The 16,659-nt window shown below is 57.3% G+C and carries 17 protein-coding genes and 1 tRNA gene; 9 read left to right on the forward strand and 9 right to left on the reverse strand.

Annotated features, from left to right (window positions below; genetic code table 11):
- The first annotated feature begins 195 nt into the window (after positions 1–195).
- Positions 196–1,383 (forward strand): cystathionine beta-lyase, encoded by a 1,188-nt coding sequence (locus tag CFBP5473_RS08800; protein ID WP_027673052.1) that lies wholly within the window; start codon positions 196–198, stop codon positions 1,381–1,383.
- Here CFBP5473_RS08800 and CFBP5473_RS08805 read toward each other — a convergent pair.
- Together CFBP5473_RS08805 and CFBP5473_RS08810 are read right to left on the reverse strand one after the other, a co-directional pair.
- The gene (locus tag CFBP5473_RS08805) at positions 1,380–2,549 is read right to left on the reverse strand and encodes an FAD-dependent monooxygenase (protein ID WP_027673051.1); all 1,170 of its coding nucleotides are present in this window, start codon (positions 2,547–2,549) and stop codon (positions 1,380–1,382) included. The genes CFBP5473_RS08800 and CFBP5473_RS08805 overlap by 4 nt on opposite strands.
- 22 nt (positions 2,550–2,571) lie before the next feature.
- Entirely contained in the window at positions 2,572–2,817 is a 246-nt protein-coding gene (locus tag CFBP5473_RS08810; RefSeq protein WP_027673050.1) for a zinc-finger domain-containing protein, read from the reverse strand.
- A gap of 153 nt (positions 2,818–2,970) precedes the next feature.
- Here CFBP5473_RS08810 and CFBP5473_RS08815 point away from each other — a divergent pair, with 153 nt between their 5' ends.
- From CFBP5473_RS08815 to CFBP5473_RS08835, 5 genes are all read left to right on the forward strand, one after another.
- Complete coding sequence (locus CFBP5473_RS08815; protein WP_027673049.1) at positions 2,971–3,753, forward strand: alpha/beta fold hydrolase; 783 nt, start codon at positions 2,971–2,973, stop codon at positions 3,751–3,753.
- Between the two features lie 141 nt (positions 3,754–3,894).
- Complete coding sequence (gene cysE, locus CFBP5473_RS08820; RefSeq protein WP_027673048.1) at positions 3,895–4,719, forward strand: serine O-acetyltransferase; 825 nt, start codon at positions 3,895–3,897, stop codon at positions 4,717–4,719.
- 165 nt (positions 4,720–4,884) lie between these two features.
- Positions 4,885–5,088: a DUF3126 family protein gene (locus CFBP5473_RS08825; RefSeq protein ID WP_027673047.1), complete on the forward strand. Its 204-nt coding sequence runs from the start codon at positions 4,885–4,887 to the stop codon at positions 5,086–5,088.
- Positions 5,089–5,219: 131 nt separating this feature from the next.
- Entirely contained in the window at positions 5,220–5,978 is a 759-nt protein-coding gene (locus CFBP5473_RS08830; RefSeq protein ID WP_027673046.1) for an NUDIX hydrolase, read from the forward strand.
- Between the two features lie 299 nt (positions 5,979–6,277).
- Positions 6,278–6,352, forward strand: a tRNA-Glu gene (locus tag CFBP5473_RS08835).
- 93 nt (positions 6,353–6,445) lie between these two features.
- Here the strand turns inward: CFBP5473_RS08835 and recJ are convergent.
- The 4 genes from recJ to CFBP5473_RS08855 all read right to left on the reverse strand — a co-directional run bounded on the left by recJ (position 6,446) and on the right by CFBP5473_RS08855 (position 10,440).
- On the reverse strand, positions 6,446–8,248 hold the full coding sequence (gene recJ / locus CFBP5473_RS08840; protein ID WP_027673045.1) for a single-stranded-DNA-specific exonuclease RecJ: 1,803 nt from the start codon (positions 8,246–8,248) through the stop codon (positions 6,446–6,448).
- 91 nt (positions 8,249–8,339) lie between these two features.
- Entirely contained in the window at positions 8,340–8,555 is a 216-nt protein-coding gene (locus CFBP5473_RS08845) for a hypothetical protein (protein ID WP_136954336.1), read from the reverse strand.
- Positions 8,556–8,652: 97 nt separating this feature from the next.
- Complete coding sequence (locus CFBP5473_RS08850) at positions 8,653–9,093, reverse strand: YqaA family protein (protein WP_037170587.1); 441 nt, start codon at positions 9,091–9,093, stop codon at positions 8,653–8,655.
- A 45-nt stretch (positions 9,094–9,138) separates the two neighbouring features.
- Entirely contained in the window at positions 9,139–10,440 is a 1,302-nt protein-coding gene (locus CFBP5473_RS08855) for a glycerate kinase type-2 family protein (protein ID WP_051441093.1), read from the reverse strand.
- A gap of 170 nt (positions 10,441–10,610) precedes the next feature.
- On the opposite strand from CFBP5473_RS08855, the gene CFBP5473_RS08860 reads away from it, so the two are divergent.
- From CFBP5473_RS08860 to CFBP5473_RS08870, 3 genes are all read left to right on the forward strand, one after another.
- Positions 10,611–10,847, forward strand: a complete 237-nt coding sequence (locus CFBP5473_RS08860; RefSeq protein ID WP_027673041.1) for a hypothetical protein — start codon at positions 10,611–10,613, stop codon at positions 10,845–10,847.
- A 141-nt stretch (positions 10,848–10,988) separates the two neighbouring features.
- Entirely contained in the window at positions 10,989–12,509 is a 1,521-nt protein-coding gene (locus CFBP5473_RS08865) for a phospholipase D family protein (RefSeq protein WP_051441118.1), read from the forward strand.
- A 22-nt stretch (positions 12,510–12,531) separates the two neighbouring features.
- Positions 12,532–13,125: a carboxymuconolactone decarboxylase family protein gene (locus CFBP5473_RS08870; RefSeq protein WP_027673039.1), complete on the forward strand. Its 594-nt coding sequence runs from the start codon at positions 12,532–12,534 to the stop codon at positions 13,123–13,125.
- A 30-nt stretch (positions 13,126–13,155) separates the two neighbouring features.
- Here CFBP5473_RS08870 and CFBP5473_RS08875 read toward each other — a convergent pair whose 3' ends face one another.
- The 3 genes from CFBP5473_RS08875 to CFBP5473_RS08885 all read right to left on the reverse strand — a co-directional run bounded on the left by CFBP5473_RS08875 (position 13,156) and on the right by CFBP5473_RS08885 (position 16,520).
- The gene (locus CFBP5473_RS08875; RefSeq protein ID WP_027673038.1) at positions 13,156–13,992 is read right to left on the reverse strand and encodes a response regulator; all 837 of its coding nucleotides are present in this window, start codon (positions 13,990–13,992) and stop codon (positions 13,156–13,158) included.
- A gap of 119 nt (positions 13,993–14,111) precedes the next feature.
- Positions 14,112–14,489, reverse strand: a complete 378-nt coding sequence (locus CFBP5473_RS08880; RefSeq protein WP_027673037.1) for a response regulator — start codon at positions 14,487–14,489, stop codon at positions 14,112–14,114.
- Between the two features lie 3 nt (positions 14,490–14,492).
- Positions 14,493–16,520: a GAF domain-containing protein gene (locus tag CFBP5473_RS08885; protein ID WP_051441092.1), complete on the reverse strand. Its 2,028-nt coding sequence runs from the start codon at positions 16,518–16,520 to the stop codon at positions 14,493–14,495.
- Positions 16,521–16,659 lie beyond the last annotated feature (139 nt).

Genomic DNA, 16,659 nt, shown 5'->3' on the forward strand with positions numbered 1-16,659 from the left:
TGTCTAAAAAACGGAATTTTCAAAAACCCGGCCTTTTAATGGGCAATTGGCTAATAATTACGCTAATTTAGGTCAAAAACTGATCATCCTGTCAGGCAGGTAGACTGGTTTTCCACGCGCTAAGATAACGAACTCTTGACCGGCGATACATTTCCCCACCATCTTCCGACATCCAATCACAGAGAGAATTTCAGCATGAAAGATAAAAACGGGATCATGAGCGAAGCCGGTCCGAACACGCGTCTGGCGCATCTTGGAAACGATCCTGCCAGCTATATGGGCTTCGTCAATCCACCCATCGTGCGCGGCTCCACCGTGCTGTTCCCGGATGCTGAAACACTTGTGACCGAGCGTCAGCGCTACACTTACGGCACCCACGGCACGCCCACCACGGATGCGCTGTGCGACATGATCAACGAGCTGGAAGGTGCTGCTGGAACGATTCTCCTGTCTTCCGGCCTTGCGGCCGTGACGATTCCTTTCCTTGCCTACCTCAAGTCAGGCGACCACGCCCTGATCGTCGATTCGGTCTATTACCCGACGCGCCGGTTCTGCAACACGATGCTCAAGCAGTTCGGTGTAGAAGTCGAGTTTTACGATCCGGCCATCGGCGCGGGAATAGAAGCTTTGATCCGGCCCAACACCCGCCTCGTTCATCTTGAAGCACCGGGCTCCAATACTTTCGAGATACAGGATGTAGCGCTGATTTCCTCCATCGCGCATAAATATGATTGCGTGGTGACGATGGATAATACATGGGCGACGCCGCTCTACTTCCGCCCACTGGACCACGGCGTGGACATATCCATGCACGCCGCAACCAAATATCCGGCTGGCCATTCGGACGTGTTGATGGGCTTCGTCTCGGCCAATGAGAAACACTGGAAGAAGCTGGAGGAAGCCAACCGCAATCTGGGTCTGTGCGTCACATCGGACGATGCCTACCAAGTGCTGCGCGGAATGCGCACCATGGGTATCCGTCTGGAACATCACCGCAAAAGTGCGCTGGAAATCGCAGAATGGCTGGATGGGCGTGATGACGTGTTGCAGGTTCTGCACCCCGCCCTGCCAAGCTTTCCTACGCACGAGATTTGGAAGCGTGACTTCAAGGGATCGAGCGGCGTTTTCTCCTTCGTGCTGAAGGCGGAGGAAGGCAAGTTCAAAGAAAAGTCCCACGCCTTCCTCGACGCGCTCTCCATTTTCGGCCTCGGCTTTTCATGGGGCGGATACGAATCGCTGGCCGTTCTCGTCAATCTTCGCGACAGAACCGTTGCCAAAGGCCCGACCGAAGGTCCGATCATCCGCCTTCAGATCGGGCTTGAGGACGTGGCAGACATCAAGCGCGATCTTGAAGCGGGTTTTGCGGCGGCAGCGAAGGGTTAAAGCCCTTTCGCGCGATAGCCGTACAGCCAATCGAAATCCGTCAGGAATTTTTCTGACGGACGGAGCGACAAGAGAACATCACGCCCGACGCGCATGGGCCCGCGGGCGTGATAGGCAAATTTGTTGAGCGCGGCGCGCTTGCGCGCCTTCTCTATTCGCGGAACACGATGTGCCTCGAAGGCGGCCAATGCAGTGCGGAGGTCTTTCTCTTCCGCCGCGAAGCTCGCCAGCTCGAAGGCATCCTCAATGGCCATCGCAGCCCCCTGCGCCGCGAAAGGCATCATGGCGTGAGCCGCATCGCCAATGAGAACGGTGTCTCTACCGTTATGCCATCTTCCCTGCCCTGCTTCAAATAGTGGCCAGAAGGTTGGCTCCGTCGGGCAATCCAGTATCTGGGAAAATGCGGAATTCCATTTGCGAAACTGCTGCATCAGCAATTCCTTCTGGCGGCCTTGCGCTTCGGCTTTCCATGTATCCCCCGGATTAGCTCCGGCCGCTATGGCAACGATGTTGAAGCCGCCTGTTTCAGCCAGAGGATATGCCACGAGATGGGCGGATGGGCCGAGAAAGGCCGTGACCCTGTTGCTATCCAGAAATTTTGGCACATCGTCTGCGGCCAACATAAAACGCCATGCGACATTGCCGGAAAAAGTCGCCGCGGGGCTATCCGGCACGGCATAACGGGCGCTGGACCAGACACCGTCCGCCCCCACGATCAGGTCCGGCTCGACAAAGATTGTGCTGGCAATTTCCTGCTTGCTGGCATTTTCCAGCCTCTTGCCGAGGTGGAGGCGGCAAAGCGGATTTTCCGTCACTGCCGTCAGAAGTGCATGCTGTAAGGTGGAGCGATGCAGCACGCCGTAAGGTGCGTTCCAGCGCTCTCTCGCAGCGCTTTTCATCGGCAGGGAGACCAGCGTCTTGAGCGACAGGCCGGATGCAAGATCCACCGTTTCAGGTTCCAGCCAGCGTTTTTCGATGGCTGGCAGCACATCCAGCGCAGCAAGAATGCGCGCGGCGTTGGGAGAAATCTGTAGACCGGCGCCGACCTCTGCGAGTGCCGACGCCTGTTCGATGATCTCGCAGCCAATGCCGCGGCTGGCAAAAGAAAGGGCTGCGGTGAGACCGGCAATACCGGCACCGACGATTGCCACTGTTTTTATGGGCATGGAAAGCCCCGAAAATAAGGAGTTACGCTGCCTTCACATGGAAGACGCAGCCGGGAGGATTGGTCTGCGTGGCCTTCAGCGACGGGTTATAGCGATAGAGGGTCGAGCAGTAGGAACAGACCTTTTCGTTGTCTTCGCCCATATCGATGAAGATATGCGGATGATCGAAAGGAACGGATGCACCCGTGCACATGAATTCCTTGACGCCGATTTCGATCATGCGATGTCCGCCGTCGTTCTGGAAATGAGGAATTGTGTGCCCGGCCATGTTCGTCTCCAAATGCCACTTCGTCTTGAGAGCCAACGCTCGTATTTTTCGAGTATGTAGCCTTAAATCGGTCCGACCTCCACAGAAAATAACGCCGAATATTTTCAACGCTTCGATTTCCTGACATATGGTCGGCAAAAAAGGATGTCTTTGATGAATCTCAACATGCCGCAATTTTCGTCCTTCACCCGCGATGGTGTGCAACTGGCCTATTTCGATGAGGGCAATCCCTCCGGTCTGCCAGTGCTGTTGATCCACGGCTTCGCCTCCAGTGCCGCCGTCAACTGGATTCATCCTGGCTGGCTGAAGACGCTGGGCGATGCGGGCTACCGCGTGATCGCACTCGATAATCGCGGCCATGGCGCAAGCGACAAGCCGCATGATCCGGACGCTTATTATCCCGCCGTGATGGCAGAGGACGCGATTGGCCTGCTCAACCATCTCGGTATTTCGGAAGCGCATGTCATGGGTTACTCAATGGGTGCGCGCATTTCCGCCTTCGCTGCCATGGCGCATCCAGAGCGCGTCCGCTCGCTGGTTTTCGGCGGTCTCGGCGTCGGAATGGTGGATGGCGTCGGCGATTGGGATCCGATTGCGGAGGCCCTGCGCGCGCCGTCTCTCGATGTGGTGACACATGAACGTGGGCGCATGTTCCGCGCTTTTGCCGAACAGACGAAGAGCGACCGCGTGGCGCTTGCCGCCTGCATCGAGACCTCCCGCGTTCTCGTGACCAGAGAAGAAGCCGCGAAAATCGATGCTCCGACGCTTATCGCGGTTGGAACGAAGGACGATATTGCGGGCTTTGGACAAGAACTGGCAGACCTGATGCCGAACGCAAGGGCCATCGATATTCCGAACCGGGATCACATGCTTGCAGTGGGCGACCGTGTCTTCAAGGCAGCCGTGCTGGAGTTCTATGCCGATCTCGACAAGTAGGCGACATGAAGAAATCCTGTTCCACAAAGCTGTCAGAAAAACTCATGGTTTCTCATCTTTAACCCAGTTGGCGCATACCCATTTCTATACGACAGGTTTTTCTGTATAACTGACGTACTACCCGGTTTAAGGAGACCCTCCATGGTCGCACGCATCGAGGCCCGCCAGCAGGATCAGCTTTCCATCGTTGATCCGATCTGGGGCAGTCTGCTGAATGAAGCGCGCGCGGCGGCGGCTCAGGACCCGCTGCTTTCCGCCTTCTTCTATTCCACGATTCTCAATCATCATTCGCTGGAAGACTGCGTGATCTATCGCATCTGCGAGCTGCTCGATCACCCGGATATGCAGGCGGTTCTGCTGCGCCAGACCTTCGCGGACATGCTGGATGACTGGCCGGAATGGGGCACGATCCTGCGCGTGGACATTCAGGCGGTTTACGACCGCGATCCCGCCTGCACGCGTTTCATGGAGCCGCTGCTCTACTTCAAGGGTTTCCACGCCATCCAGACTCATCGCCTTGCGCACTGGCTGTGGATGAAGGGACGGCGTGATTTTGCGCTTTATCTTCAGAGCCGTTCCTCCAGCGTGTTCCAGACGGATATCAACCCTGCTGCCCGTATCGGCAAGGGCGTGTTCCTTGACCACGCCACGGGATTGGTCGTCGGTGAAACTGCGGTCATCGGAGATAATGTCTCTATCCTTCATGGCGTCACGCTGGGTGGCACGGGCAAGGAAGGCGCGGATCGTCATCCGAAGATTCGCAGCGGCGTGCTGATTGGCGCTGGCGCCAAAATTCTCGGCAACATCGAAATCGGCAGCTGCTCGCGCATTGCAGCCGGTTCCGTCGTGCTGAAACCCGTTCCGCCGAAGGCCACAGTCGCAGGCGTTCCCGCCAAGATCGTTGGTGAGGCCGGGTGCAGCGAGCCATCGCGCATCATGGACCAGATCATCGGTGCAGATATCTGACCGACCCTGATCGTCCGTGTGGATCACGCGGACGATTTGCCTCTTTGACTTTACTTTCGCCTTTAACCCATGGCACAAGCGGCGCACATTATCAGAGCCACGGTGTCATCACGACGCGCCTTTGCAAGACGCGTGTCGCCGTGGGAACCGCACAGGAGAAGACTGGTGAAAGCCGACGAAATCAAAAAGCTCGAAGCCTATTTCAAGCGCACCTTCAACGAGAAGATGGCTGTAAAGGCCCGCCCGCGCAAGGACGACTCGGCTGAAGTCTACATGGGCGAAGAGTTCCTCGGCGTCGTCTACATCGACGACGAAGACGGCGACCGCTCCTACAATTTCTCGATGGCGATCCTCGACGTCGATCTGTAATCACCAGCCGGTGACAGAACAATCGCGAGCCGCCCGAGACCAGAGTTTCGGGCGGCTTTTTTGTCATTATTTTATAGCCAAAAAGTCGGAATATGATTCCGTTATTTCAGCCGGTTTGATTGGATAAGACTTTGACCGAAATCGAATTTCACTTCGTAGACAATGATCCATCGTTCAACAAAAACATCCCGCCATTTTTGCTTTCATCCGAAGAGCGCACAGCCATCGATTCACACTGGAATTCGGTCAATCTGGATGGACGCTTTTTCAACGGCCCGGTTCTTGCGGCCACAAATATCAACACTTCGCCCGCCTCACCCCGACTCGAAGTCGGCCTGACAGACTATGCTCATTATCTCTACGCGGCCTCGAACCCAGGCTCGTCCACGCCATGCAAGAACGTCTATTGCGCGGCCTTGATCGTCACCAAAGACAACCGGCTCGTCATCGGCCAGATGGCTTCCAGAACGGCAGCGCCGGGAAAGCTTCAACTCGTTGGAGGTAATGTCGAACTGTCGCCGAGTGGAGAAATCGACGCTCGGGAATGCTGTATTCGAGAAATCTCAGAAGAAGTAGGAGACAGCTTCGCCTCGGCAATCGAAATGAATGTGCCCTTTTGCATAAAGACAGGCGGCCCTTCTCAAAGTGTGGGCCTGTTTTATCTCGCTCATATTTCGCTAACGGCAACCGAAGCACAGAATGCCTTCGACCTTCATCAGGAGGCAACACGGCAGCGGGGTGAAGAGCCGGAACTATCGCAACTCCACTTCGTCGCGCTGAAGCAGCCAGAACTCGATTCCGTCTGCGTCGAGCACGCAGGAAGAATGGTCGATTATCTCGCGCCACTTCTTTCCAACCATCTCGAACAGATGGCTCGAATTCCTGCGTAAAATAGAGCTTCCGATTTTTTATGCCCTTCCCCGATGAGCGTGAGGAACCAAATATTCATCCGCTCGTTTCTTCCCTGTCCCCCCGATGAAGCGTGAGGATGCGATAAACGGGAAGCCCCTGATCCCACGCATCCTCACGCTTCCCCCCTTCTTCCATCACATCTGATTTTGCTTAAACGTCACGTTTTTCCACATCCTCAACGGTGCTTTGGAAAAAATGTCGTCCAAATGAAAAAAAATCAGAATAGGTGCTTGCGGAGAATCCGATGCCTGATTATAAGGCCCCCAACAACGCGTACGCGCCCTTCGTCTATCGGTTAGGACGTCAGATTTTCATTCTGAAAAGAGGGGTTCGACTCCCCTAGGGCGTACCACTTTCCTCAATAAATTCATAATTGTGCACGAGTTAGTTAAACTAACTCGCGATGTTGTTTTCTCATCCGAAAAATGGCCTGCAGACAGAGTTGTCAGGGCGCGAAAGCAGCGTCCAGAACGCGTAGCTGCACCCTCTTCTGGCCCTGCCATTGTTCCGCGCCAAGCGTACCCGCGACGTGAATTTGGCGGCCTCGGGCGTTCATCAGCATCTGCCCCAGCGGCGCGTCTGCCGCGCGGAAGGCGATACCGTCAAGGCGGGAGCCATCCAGCGCTTCAAGCGTAATCTTGACGTGCGATGTGCCAACAACGCGCACATCTCGCAGACGGTGAGCAGGCACGGCAAAGATTGGCTGGGCGTGGCCGGAGCCGTAAGGGCCCGCCTGCTCAAGTTGATCGATAAGCGCAAGCGTGGCGCCGGAGGCACCGATGGCGCCGTCGATTTTCAACACGCTATTTTCAACGAGTTGGGATACCGTCTTCTGTGCGGCCTCTTCAAAGAAGGCTCGAAGGCGGCCGAGATTGGCGCGCTCCACCGTCAGGCCAGCCGCCATGGCGTGCCCGCCGCCCTTGACCAGCAGACCCTCCTCTACGGCATTTCGCACCATGCGGCCCATATCGAAGCCATTGATGGAGCGACCGGAGCCGGTGCCTTTGCCTTGAGAATCAAAGGCGATGGCGAAGGCGGGCCGCCGGAAACGGTCCTTCAGGCGGGACGCAAGCAGACCGACGATGCCGGGATGCCAGTTTTCCCGCGCCGTCACGATGACACCGGCACCGGAACCATCGCCATATTCGAACAGCGCCTCCGCCTCAGCCTCTGCCAGCATGGCCGCTTCCATCGCCTGACGCTCGCGGTTCAACTCGTCCAGCTTCTCGGCAATGACATCCGCCTGCGTAGTGTCATCCAGCGTCAGCAGGCGGCTGCCGAGCGCGGCATCTCCGATACGCCCGCCCGCATTGATACGTGGGCCGATGAGGAAGCCGAAATGATAAGGCGTGACCGGACCACCGAGACCCGCCTTCTTGAAGAGTGCGGCAAGTCCGGCATTGTTCATGTGGCGCGCGGCCACGAGACCCTTCACCACGTAAGCGCGGTTCAGACCCTTCAGAGGCACCACGTCGCAGACCGTCGCCAGCGCCACGATGTCGAGATAGGTCAGCAGGTCCAGCATGAAGGCCTGTCGATTGCGGCGGTCCTTCAGCACGCGCAGCGTCGCCACCAGAACCAGAAACACCACGCCCGCCGCGCAGAGATGTCCCTGCCCCGAAAGATCATCCTCCCGGTTTGGATTGACCAGCGCCACCGCTGGCGGAAGCTCTGTCCCCACCTGGTGATGGTCGATGACAACGACATCCGTTCCGGCATCGCGCGCAGCTTCAAGCGATTCATGGCTGGTGGAACCGCAGTCCACGGTAATAATCAGCGTTGCGCCATTGGCGGCAAGCTGCTGCATGGCAGCGGGGTTCGGGCCATAGCCTTCAAAAATGCGGTCGGGAATGTAGATTTCAGGCTGGAGGCCAAAGTGGTGGAGAAAGCGATACATCAGCGCCGAGGAAGCCGCGCCATCGACGTCATAGTCACCGAAGATCGCGATCTTCTCCTGCTTTTCCACAGCATCGGCAATGCGCAGAGCCGCCTTCTCGCAGTCGGTCAAGGTATGCGGGTCAGGCATAAGGGAGCGAATGGTGGGATCCAGAAATGCCAGCGCATCATCTACACCGACATTGCGGCCTGCCAGAACACGGGCAATGAGCTCTGGAATGCCGTGGACCTGAGACATGGCAAGCGCACGGTTCTGCCCGGCCTGATCCAGCCGTGACATCCATCGCTGTTCTGTTGCCGATCGTTCTACGCCGAGGAATGCTCTCGGCACAGCATCGACCGTTTCAATCATTGCCATAGGTCAGCCTGCTTCCGTCTCAGTCATGATTATCGGCTAAAGGCGGAGCCGGGCTTTTTCAAGCAAAAACGAAAGCTGACCTCTTTCACCACAGAGGCAGAAAGATGAATGCGGTCAGCCCGCAGACGATTGCGCTGACGAGACAGAGCAGACGCCAGTCCCGTTCCTGACCTTCGGTTTCAAATTCCAGGCTGCGGAAATTGTCGTTCGCGCCCGGCCTGTGCGCGCCTGCTCTGGCATTCGGCCTGCCAGATACAAGGCCTTTCGGATGGTCATCCTTGAACATGATCGTTGATTTCACGGCCGCGCCTCCCTTCGCATGGTGAATGTCACGATGATACCATCAGCGCCCCGGCTTTTGCAAAGATTTCGCAAGCTTCGGAACGCAAATTTAAGCGCTAAAAAAGTCCGATAGTCGCCAGGGCAAGCACCGCATATCGCCCGATCTTGGCGATGGCGACGATGGCAATGAAAGAGGCAAGCGGCTCACGCATCACACCTGCGACAACCGTCAGCGGATCGCCGATGATCGGCACCCAGCTTGCCAGAAGCGACCAGCGGCCATAGCGCGCGTACCACCCTTGCGCCTTCTCCAGCTTCTCCGGCGTAAGCGGAAACCAGCGCCGGTTGCGGTAATGCTCGACGCCCCTGCCAAGATACCAGTTGACGATGGAGCCCAGAATATTTCCAAGGCTTGCGAAGGCGACGAGCAGGACGACGGAGTATTTGCCCGTGACCGTCAGGTAGACGAGCACGGATTCCGACTGGGCGGGGATAAGTGTTGCGGCAAGAAATGCCGAGGCGAAGAGCCCGAGATAGGCGCCGATCTCTCCGCTCACTATCGAGCCTCGCGAGCAACGGTCAAAGCGCGCGTGTGCCCGGAACTATTCAAGCAGAAAGGCACGGAAGTCATTGACGTTGGTGCCGGTCGGGCCGGGAACGAACAGATCTCCTGCCAGATCGAAAGCAGACCATGCGTCGTGCCCGGCAAGATAGGAGCGCGCATCGCCACCGGCAGCGCGAATGCGAGCCACCGTCTGCCCATCGCAAAAAGCGCCCGCATTGTTTTCCGATCCATCGATGCCATCCGTATCTGCCGCCAGCGCGGTTATACGCTGTGTGCCCTGCAAGTCGAGCGCGGCGGACAACAGAAATTCCGAATTTCGTCCACCTTTGCCATAGGCTCCACTCCCGATCGTTACCGTCGTTTCCCCACCGGAAAGAAGGACCATCGGCTTTGCCACGCTCGCCCTGCCCGTGAACTCCTTCGCGAGAGCGGCATGCATTCTGCCGATATCCTTCGCCTCTCCCTCGATACAGTCGGAGAGAATTAAGGGTTCGACGCCTTTTTCTCGGGCAAGCTTTGCCACAGCCTCCAGCGAGACGCGGGCGGAGGCGATGACATGGACCTCGTTATTGGCCAAGGCAGCATCAGAAGACGCGGGAGCCTTTTCACCGGCGATGAAATCGACCACATTTTGCGGAAGCGATATCCGATAGTCGCGGATAATCCGCAGCGCTTCTTCCGCGTCGCTCTCATCCGGTACAGTCGGGCCGGAGGCGACGAAAGCCGGGTTATCGCCCGGCACATCGGAAACGATGAGGCTGATGACCCGCGCCGGATGGGCAAGTGCTGCCAGCCTGCCGCCTTTGATCAGCGAGAAATGCTTGCGCACGACATTCATGCCGGAAATCGGCGCGCCGGAGGCCAGCAGGGCCTGATTGAGCGCGATCTCATCGGCCAGCGAGAAGCCTTCGGGCGGTGCGGGAAGCAGTGCGGAGCCGCCGCCCGATATGAGCGCGATCACCAGATCGTCTGCCGTCAGCCCCTGAACGGCTCCCATCAGAGCGGCGGAAGCGGCAAGCCCTGCCCCATCCGGCACAGGATGTGCCGACTGTAACACCTTTATGCGTTCGCATTCCGCAATCGGCCCGTGGCGAGCCACGACCAACCCTTCGAAAGGATGCGGCCAGGCGCGCTCGAATGCTTGCGCCATCTGGCTTGCGGCCTTGCCTGCACCAATCACCAGCGTCCGCCCCTTGGGCTTTTCGGGAAGATGGCTCCGGATCGCCTCGAACGGATATGCAGCTTTAACGGCGGCGTGAAAGAGTTCCTCCAGAAACGCGCGCGATTGAACAGTCACATATTCCTCCCCGGAAACATTGTTGGCACTCCTCCGCGCCATCCCGCGTCAAGCACGGGCAAGAATCGAAAGTAACACCCACGCGGACAGGAGCAAGGGGGACTGCTGCACGACAAGCAGTCCGGTTCAAACATCATCGCGTGAACAATGAAACCCATGCGCCGATTGAAGCGTTCGTTGCGCATGAACCTCCATATGATTTTGGGAGAGCAATGATGTCCAATACGGAAAACCTCGGACCGGAATATCACCATCACGACAATAAGAACCGGCTGCGCGGACGGCGGTTCATCTGGTCACGCCGCAAATCGAAGCCGTGGGGTCTGACGCTTGCGGTGATCGGTACGCTGATTATCGCGGCTGGGGTAATCGCGGTGACATATCTCGTCACATCGCATCCCGGCATGCCGGAGCCTAACCCGGGCATCGAAACGCAAGCGGCGCGCTGAGGCGAACGACCTGTATTTTCGGGTGGACAGGTATCCGGGAACCGAACGATTTTCGGCGTCGGGCGTTAGTAAGGTGCACAGATATGGGGGACAAGGCGCATCGTGACAGGCATCATCATTGCAGCAATCATCATCGTCCTTATGGTCGTGGCTGCGCTCGTGCTGTTTTCGCGCCATCAGGAACGCGCAATCACGAAAATCGCCTCCACCGCCCTGCCCACCGCATCGGACGCCACACCGCTGGACCGCCATTGGGCCGATATCAGTCGGGACAGGGCAGATGAGTGCACGGCGCTCGCGCTGGTGCAATCCAACATTGATGCCTTTGCCCTGCGTGTCGCCTCGGCCAGAGCTGCGGGCCGCAGCCTCGACCTTATGTATTATATGTGGAATGCCGATCTGACGGGCCGCCTGATGATGCGGGAGGTGCTTGCAGCGGCGGATCGCGGCGTGCGCGTTCGCCTGCTGCTGGATGATCTCGGTGTCACCATGTCCGACAGGATTTTCCACGCCATCGACAGCCACCCCAATATCGAGCTTCGCCTGTTCAATCCCACCAAGGCGCGCGAGAATATGTTCCGGCGCGGCATCGAGGTGCTGCTGCGCTTTCGAAGCGTCAATCGTCGCATGCATAACAAGGCGTGGATTGCCGATGGCCGCGCGCTGATCGTCGGCGGTCGCAATATTGGCGATGCGTATTTCGGGGCGGCAGAGATTGCCAACTTCCGCGATTTCGATGTGCTGGCGCTTGGCAAGGCGGTGGCCGATGCCGAGGAAATTTTCGATGATTACTGGAACAGCGCCGTTGCCATTCCCGTGCGCTCACTGCTTGCCAGACGTCCGAGCAAGCTGACGAGGCTGAGACGCAAGCTCGATATTCTGGCCGCAAGAGAGGCCGCGGGTCCCTATCTGGCAAAGGTCGATAGCCTCCACCATGACGGGCAGTTCCTGATGTCCGATGAACTTCACTGGGTGGAGACAGCGACCGTTCTAGCCGATCCACCCGAAAAGGCCGCAGGCAAGCGCCGCAGCGGGCATAATTATCTTATGGAGAATCTGCTGCCTGTTTTGGAAGAGGCGAAGCAGAAGCTCAAAATTACATCCCCTTACTTCATTCCCGGGCAGAAGGGTGTCGAAATTTTCTCTCGCCTTTCCGCAGGTGGTGTCTCCGTCTCGGTTCTGACCAACTCGCTGGCCGCGACAGATGTTGCCGCTGTTCACGCGGGCTATGCGCGCTATCGCAAGCCTCTATTGATGAACGGCGTCAGAATACACGAGCTTCGTTCACTGGCAGATCAGCACAAAACGTTTTCGCTGCGAGGCTCCGGGCAAGCCAGCCTTCACACCAAGGCTTTCACCCGCGATAGCCAGCTCGGCTTCATCGGCTCCCTCAATTTCGATCCGCGCTCCATGTCGCTCAATACGGAGATGGGCGTGCTGTTCAATTCGCCGGACATGGTCGCGGCGATGGATGAGATTTTCGGGCAGGAAACCGCACGCGAAATGAGTTTCGAACTGACCCTGAACGAGAAAAAACGGCTTAGATGGACAGGTTTGGTCAAAGGCAAGCCGCGCCTTTACGGCAAGGAGCCATATGCAAGCCTGAGCAGACGGGGGATCGCCCTCATCATGGGCATCCTGCCCCTGGAATCCCAGCTTTGACGCGCAGAGGAGGACCAAGAAAATGACATTCATAGAAACGCCCGCCCCTTCCGTCAGCCGCAAGACGGCGGAGATGTACCGCAAGGCGGAAGAGAGTTACGGCTATCTTCCCAACATGTATCGCACGTTCGGCCATCGGCCCGATGTGATGGAAAGCTGGAGCGCGCTTCTGGTCAGCCTGCGGGGAAACATGGAAGCGCGCCGATATGAGCTGGTGACGCTTGCAGCGGCGCGAGCGTTGAAATCTTCCTACTGCATGCTGGCGCATGGCACCGTGCTTCTGCAACAGGGAATGTCGAAGGAGGAGTTGACCGAGATCGTGGCGGATGCGCCCGAAGCGCCTTTGAACGAGGAAGAGCGCGCCATCATGTTCTTCGCAACGAAAGTGGTGCGCGATGCGACCTCCGTCACGCAGGACGATATCGACGCGTTGAAAACTTTTGCTCTGACGGATGCGGAAATATTCGATATCGCGGCAGCAGCCGCAGCTCGGTGCTTCTACTCCAAGACACTGGATGCCATGGGTACTCAGCCGGATCAGGTCTATGTGGAGAAGCTGGGTGCGCCGCTTGCGGACGCACTGGCTCTTGGCCGTCCTATTGAAGAGGCGGAATAGCGGCACCTTTGATGCCGCTAGATTTGATCGTCAGGCCGCCGCCTTGCGTCCGCCCTGGCGCGCGGACTTGATCTGTACCAGCGTATCCAGGTTCTGGTTCACGCGGCAGTAGAATTCTTCTTCGATGAAGGGGCGCAGCATGAAGTCGTTGCCGCCAGCCTTCAGGAAGCGCGCAGAGAGCAGCCGGTTGGTGGACGACGAGACGCCGATGATGCGAAGCTCATGCGAGCCACGCATGGTGCGGATGCGGCGCGTCAGTTCGAAACCGTCAATATCCGGCATGTTGTAATCCGTCACGACGAGGCCGATATCCGGGTTGTTGCGCAGAATATCAAGCGCCTTGGCACCGCTTTCAGCAAGGCTGACGCGGAAATTATAACGCTTCAGGCGGCTGGAAAGCAGCGCGCGGGCGGTGGGGCTGTCGTCCACGATCAGAACGTGGTGGCGATGGTTGGTGAGGAAGCGGCAGACGGATTCCGTCAGCATATCCACGGCAAAGACGTTGTCTTTCAAAATGTAGTCGACAATGTCCTTGGTGATCAGCTTCTCGCGCGTATCCTCATGGAACGTGCTGGTGAAAACGATGGTCGGGATGGAAAGATCGATCAGATATTCCAGCGCTTCGCCATTTTCCGCACCGGGTAGGTTGATGTTGGAAATCGCGAGCGTCACCTTGTCCTGCGAATGCTCATAGCATTCCTGAAGCTCTTCGAAATTGCGGCAAACTTCGACAGTAAGGCCAAGCAACTCTTTCAGCCTGGCGCCGATCATTTGTGTGAAAACGTTGGAATCTTCTGCCAGCAAAATACGCGTGTCATCAAATGGCAGGCCGGAATACTGCATGCCTGTAATACCAAGAAAATTCATTTAATCCCCCGAATATCAAGTATTGGTAAGACAATAGAAAATTTTATTTTCTGAAAAATTAATGCGCAAATGCGCCTGTAGACTATGGTTACTAAAGGTAAAATCGCGACTGACTACTGTTACGCGGCGAAACGCTTCAGGATTGCCGTCACCTGATTGAAGTCGTAGGGCTTGGGAAAAAACACACTGCGGGGTGGCAGCGTTTCGCTTTCCAGAACGTGATTTCCAGAGGTCAGGACGATGCTGATCGGGCGGTCGATGCGGCAGGCGCACTTCGCCAACTCTACGCCGTCCATGCTGCCGGGCATGTCGATATCGGTGAAAAGCACGTCCACATCCGTCCGTGCCTCCAATATCTCCAACGCTTCGTCGGCGCCACCTGCTTCGATGGCGTCGAAACCCGCATCCTCGACCATGTCAACGGCCATCATGCGCAGCAGCGGATCATCTTCCACTACGAGTACGACCTGTTTGGCGAATGGTTTCTTCTGTCCCATCGTTCACGCTACCTGTTGCAATTGAGTCAGTGGTGCAGTCATTTCCACCTCCAACCCTTGGTCTAAGTAACGCATTGCCACACCGCCGGTTCCTAGCAATCCCATGGAAATAAGACGCGATCCAAAACCCTTGGTTTCAGGTTGCAGGACAGGCGGACCATCCACTTCTCTCCAGAGTAGTCGGAAAACCGTTTCATCACCTTGTTTTTCCGTGCTCCAGGAAACGACGACCCTGCCCTGCGTGGAAGACAAACTGCCATATTTGACGGCGTTGGTGGTCAGTTCATGAAGCAGCAGCGAAAGCGAGAGCGCACCTTTCGGATTGACCGAAATATCTTCGCCACGGATGTCCATCCGCTCGACCATGCCCAGGGTTTCGACCACTCTGAGAAGCACGGCGCGAACATCGGCGCTTGCCCAGTTGTTAACCAAGAGAATGTCATGCGCGGAACTCAGCGCCTGCAATCTCTGCTCGAAGTTGAGAACCGGACCTCTCTCTTTCACCGGGCGCAGGGTCTGCTTTGCCAGAGCCTGCACCATGGCGAAAGCATTCTTCAGGCGGTGGCCGATCTCGCGGTTCAACAGGTTCTGCTCGGTCTCGGCCCGCAATCTTCCAATGGCGCTCTGAATGCGGTCGCCGAAGCTGCGCACGAAGGCAAGATCGTCATCCGTCCACTCGAAAACGCCATCGTGATGGACAAAGACCACCAGCGCGAATTTGCCTTGGTCGAAGATGGGGACGTTGACCAGCTGCCTGATGCCCAGCGCCAGAAGCGCTTCGGCGCTATCGCGGGTTCGCGGATCGGTCATGCAGTCGGAAATCACGACGCTGCCGCCACTCTTCAGGTCATCAATGTAGGAGCCGTAGTTGCGGAAATGATGTTTGCCCGCCACCGAACTTACGCCCGGCGCGCGCCATTCCGGCTGCATCAAAACCGTTTCCTGTGCAGGATCGACAACGCCAAAACCTGCGCGTGTCGCATCGAGCGCGCGCGCCATCAATTCGGCAGCGGTGAAGGCAATTTCCTCCACGTCGGTCAAATCCCGCAGTCTGTCGCCAAGTTCGAGAAGCGTTTTTACCCGTTCCGTCGAACGTCTCTGAGCGGTGATGTCCTGCACCGTCCCCAGCAGCTTGCGCGGCTTGCCATCCGCGCTGTGCTCGAAGGTGGCATGGCGGCAAATCCAACGGATGCCGCGTGAAGGCGTGATGATGCGATATTCCACAACGGCAACGGAAGTACCGCTCTTGCGAGTATCTTCCGTAGATTGGATACCGCGATCTTCCGGGTGGAGCATCTGTTCGAACTGACGAGCATGATATTGCCCTGTTTGCGGCACATCGAAGATGCGGCAAAACTCGGCGGATACCTTGATGTTGCCGGTTTCGATATCGAGCTCGAACGTGCCGATGCGCCCGGCCTCCTGCGCCGTCAGCGCCGTCTTCACGCTTTCCCGGATCATGGCGTTGATCTGTTTCTGACGCCGGAACAGTTCGTCCTTGCGGCTGGACGCACGGCGAACTTCTAGATGCGCGGCAACCTGCCCTGCAAGTGCCTTTAAAACCGAGCGCTGATCGCAAGTCAGCCCCTCGGGGCGCGGCACCGTATCGATAACGCAGAGCGTGCCGATAATCACACCATCGGACAGGACCAGCGGCGCACCTGCATAAAACCGGATAAACGGGTCCTTCGTTACCAGCGTGTTCTTATAGGTGCGGGAATCCTTGGTCAGATCGGGAATGACGAGAATATCGGTCGAATAAAGCGAGTGCTGGCATACCGATTGATCGATCGGGGTCTCGCAAGGCTCGAACCCGGTTCGCGCCTTGAACCACTGCCGATCCTGCTCCACCAGGCTTATGAGGGACACCGGCGTTTTGCAAACCGTGCTGGCGATGGAAACAATATCGTCGAATACCGGTTCGGGCGCGGTATCCATGATATGCAGTTCTTCGAGGGCTTCCAGACGTTCGATATCCGCTGCGGATAATACGGAAACTTCAGGCTGGGGATCGCCAGTAATATCAACCAAATCGCATGCCCTTCAACAAAATCGAAGACGTCACGATCCGGGGTAAGATGGCCTTCCCTTGACATCTGTTACCAGTATGGATGCTCCGCCGCGCCCTAGCAACGGCATAACGCCCATACTGGTTCCAGTGTGGTAGAAA

This window comes from Agrobacterium larrymoorei, assembly GCF_005145045.1.
GTDB lineage: Bacteria > Pseudomonadota > Alphaproteobacteria > Rhizobiales > Rhizobiaceae > Agrobacterium > Agrobacterium larrymoorei.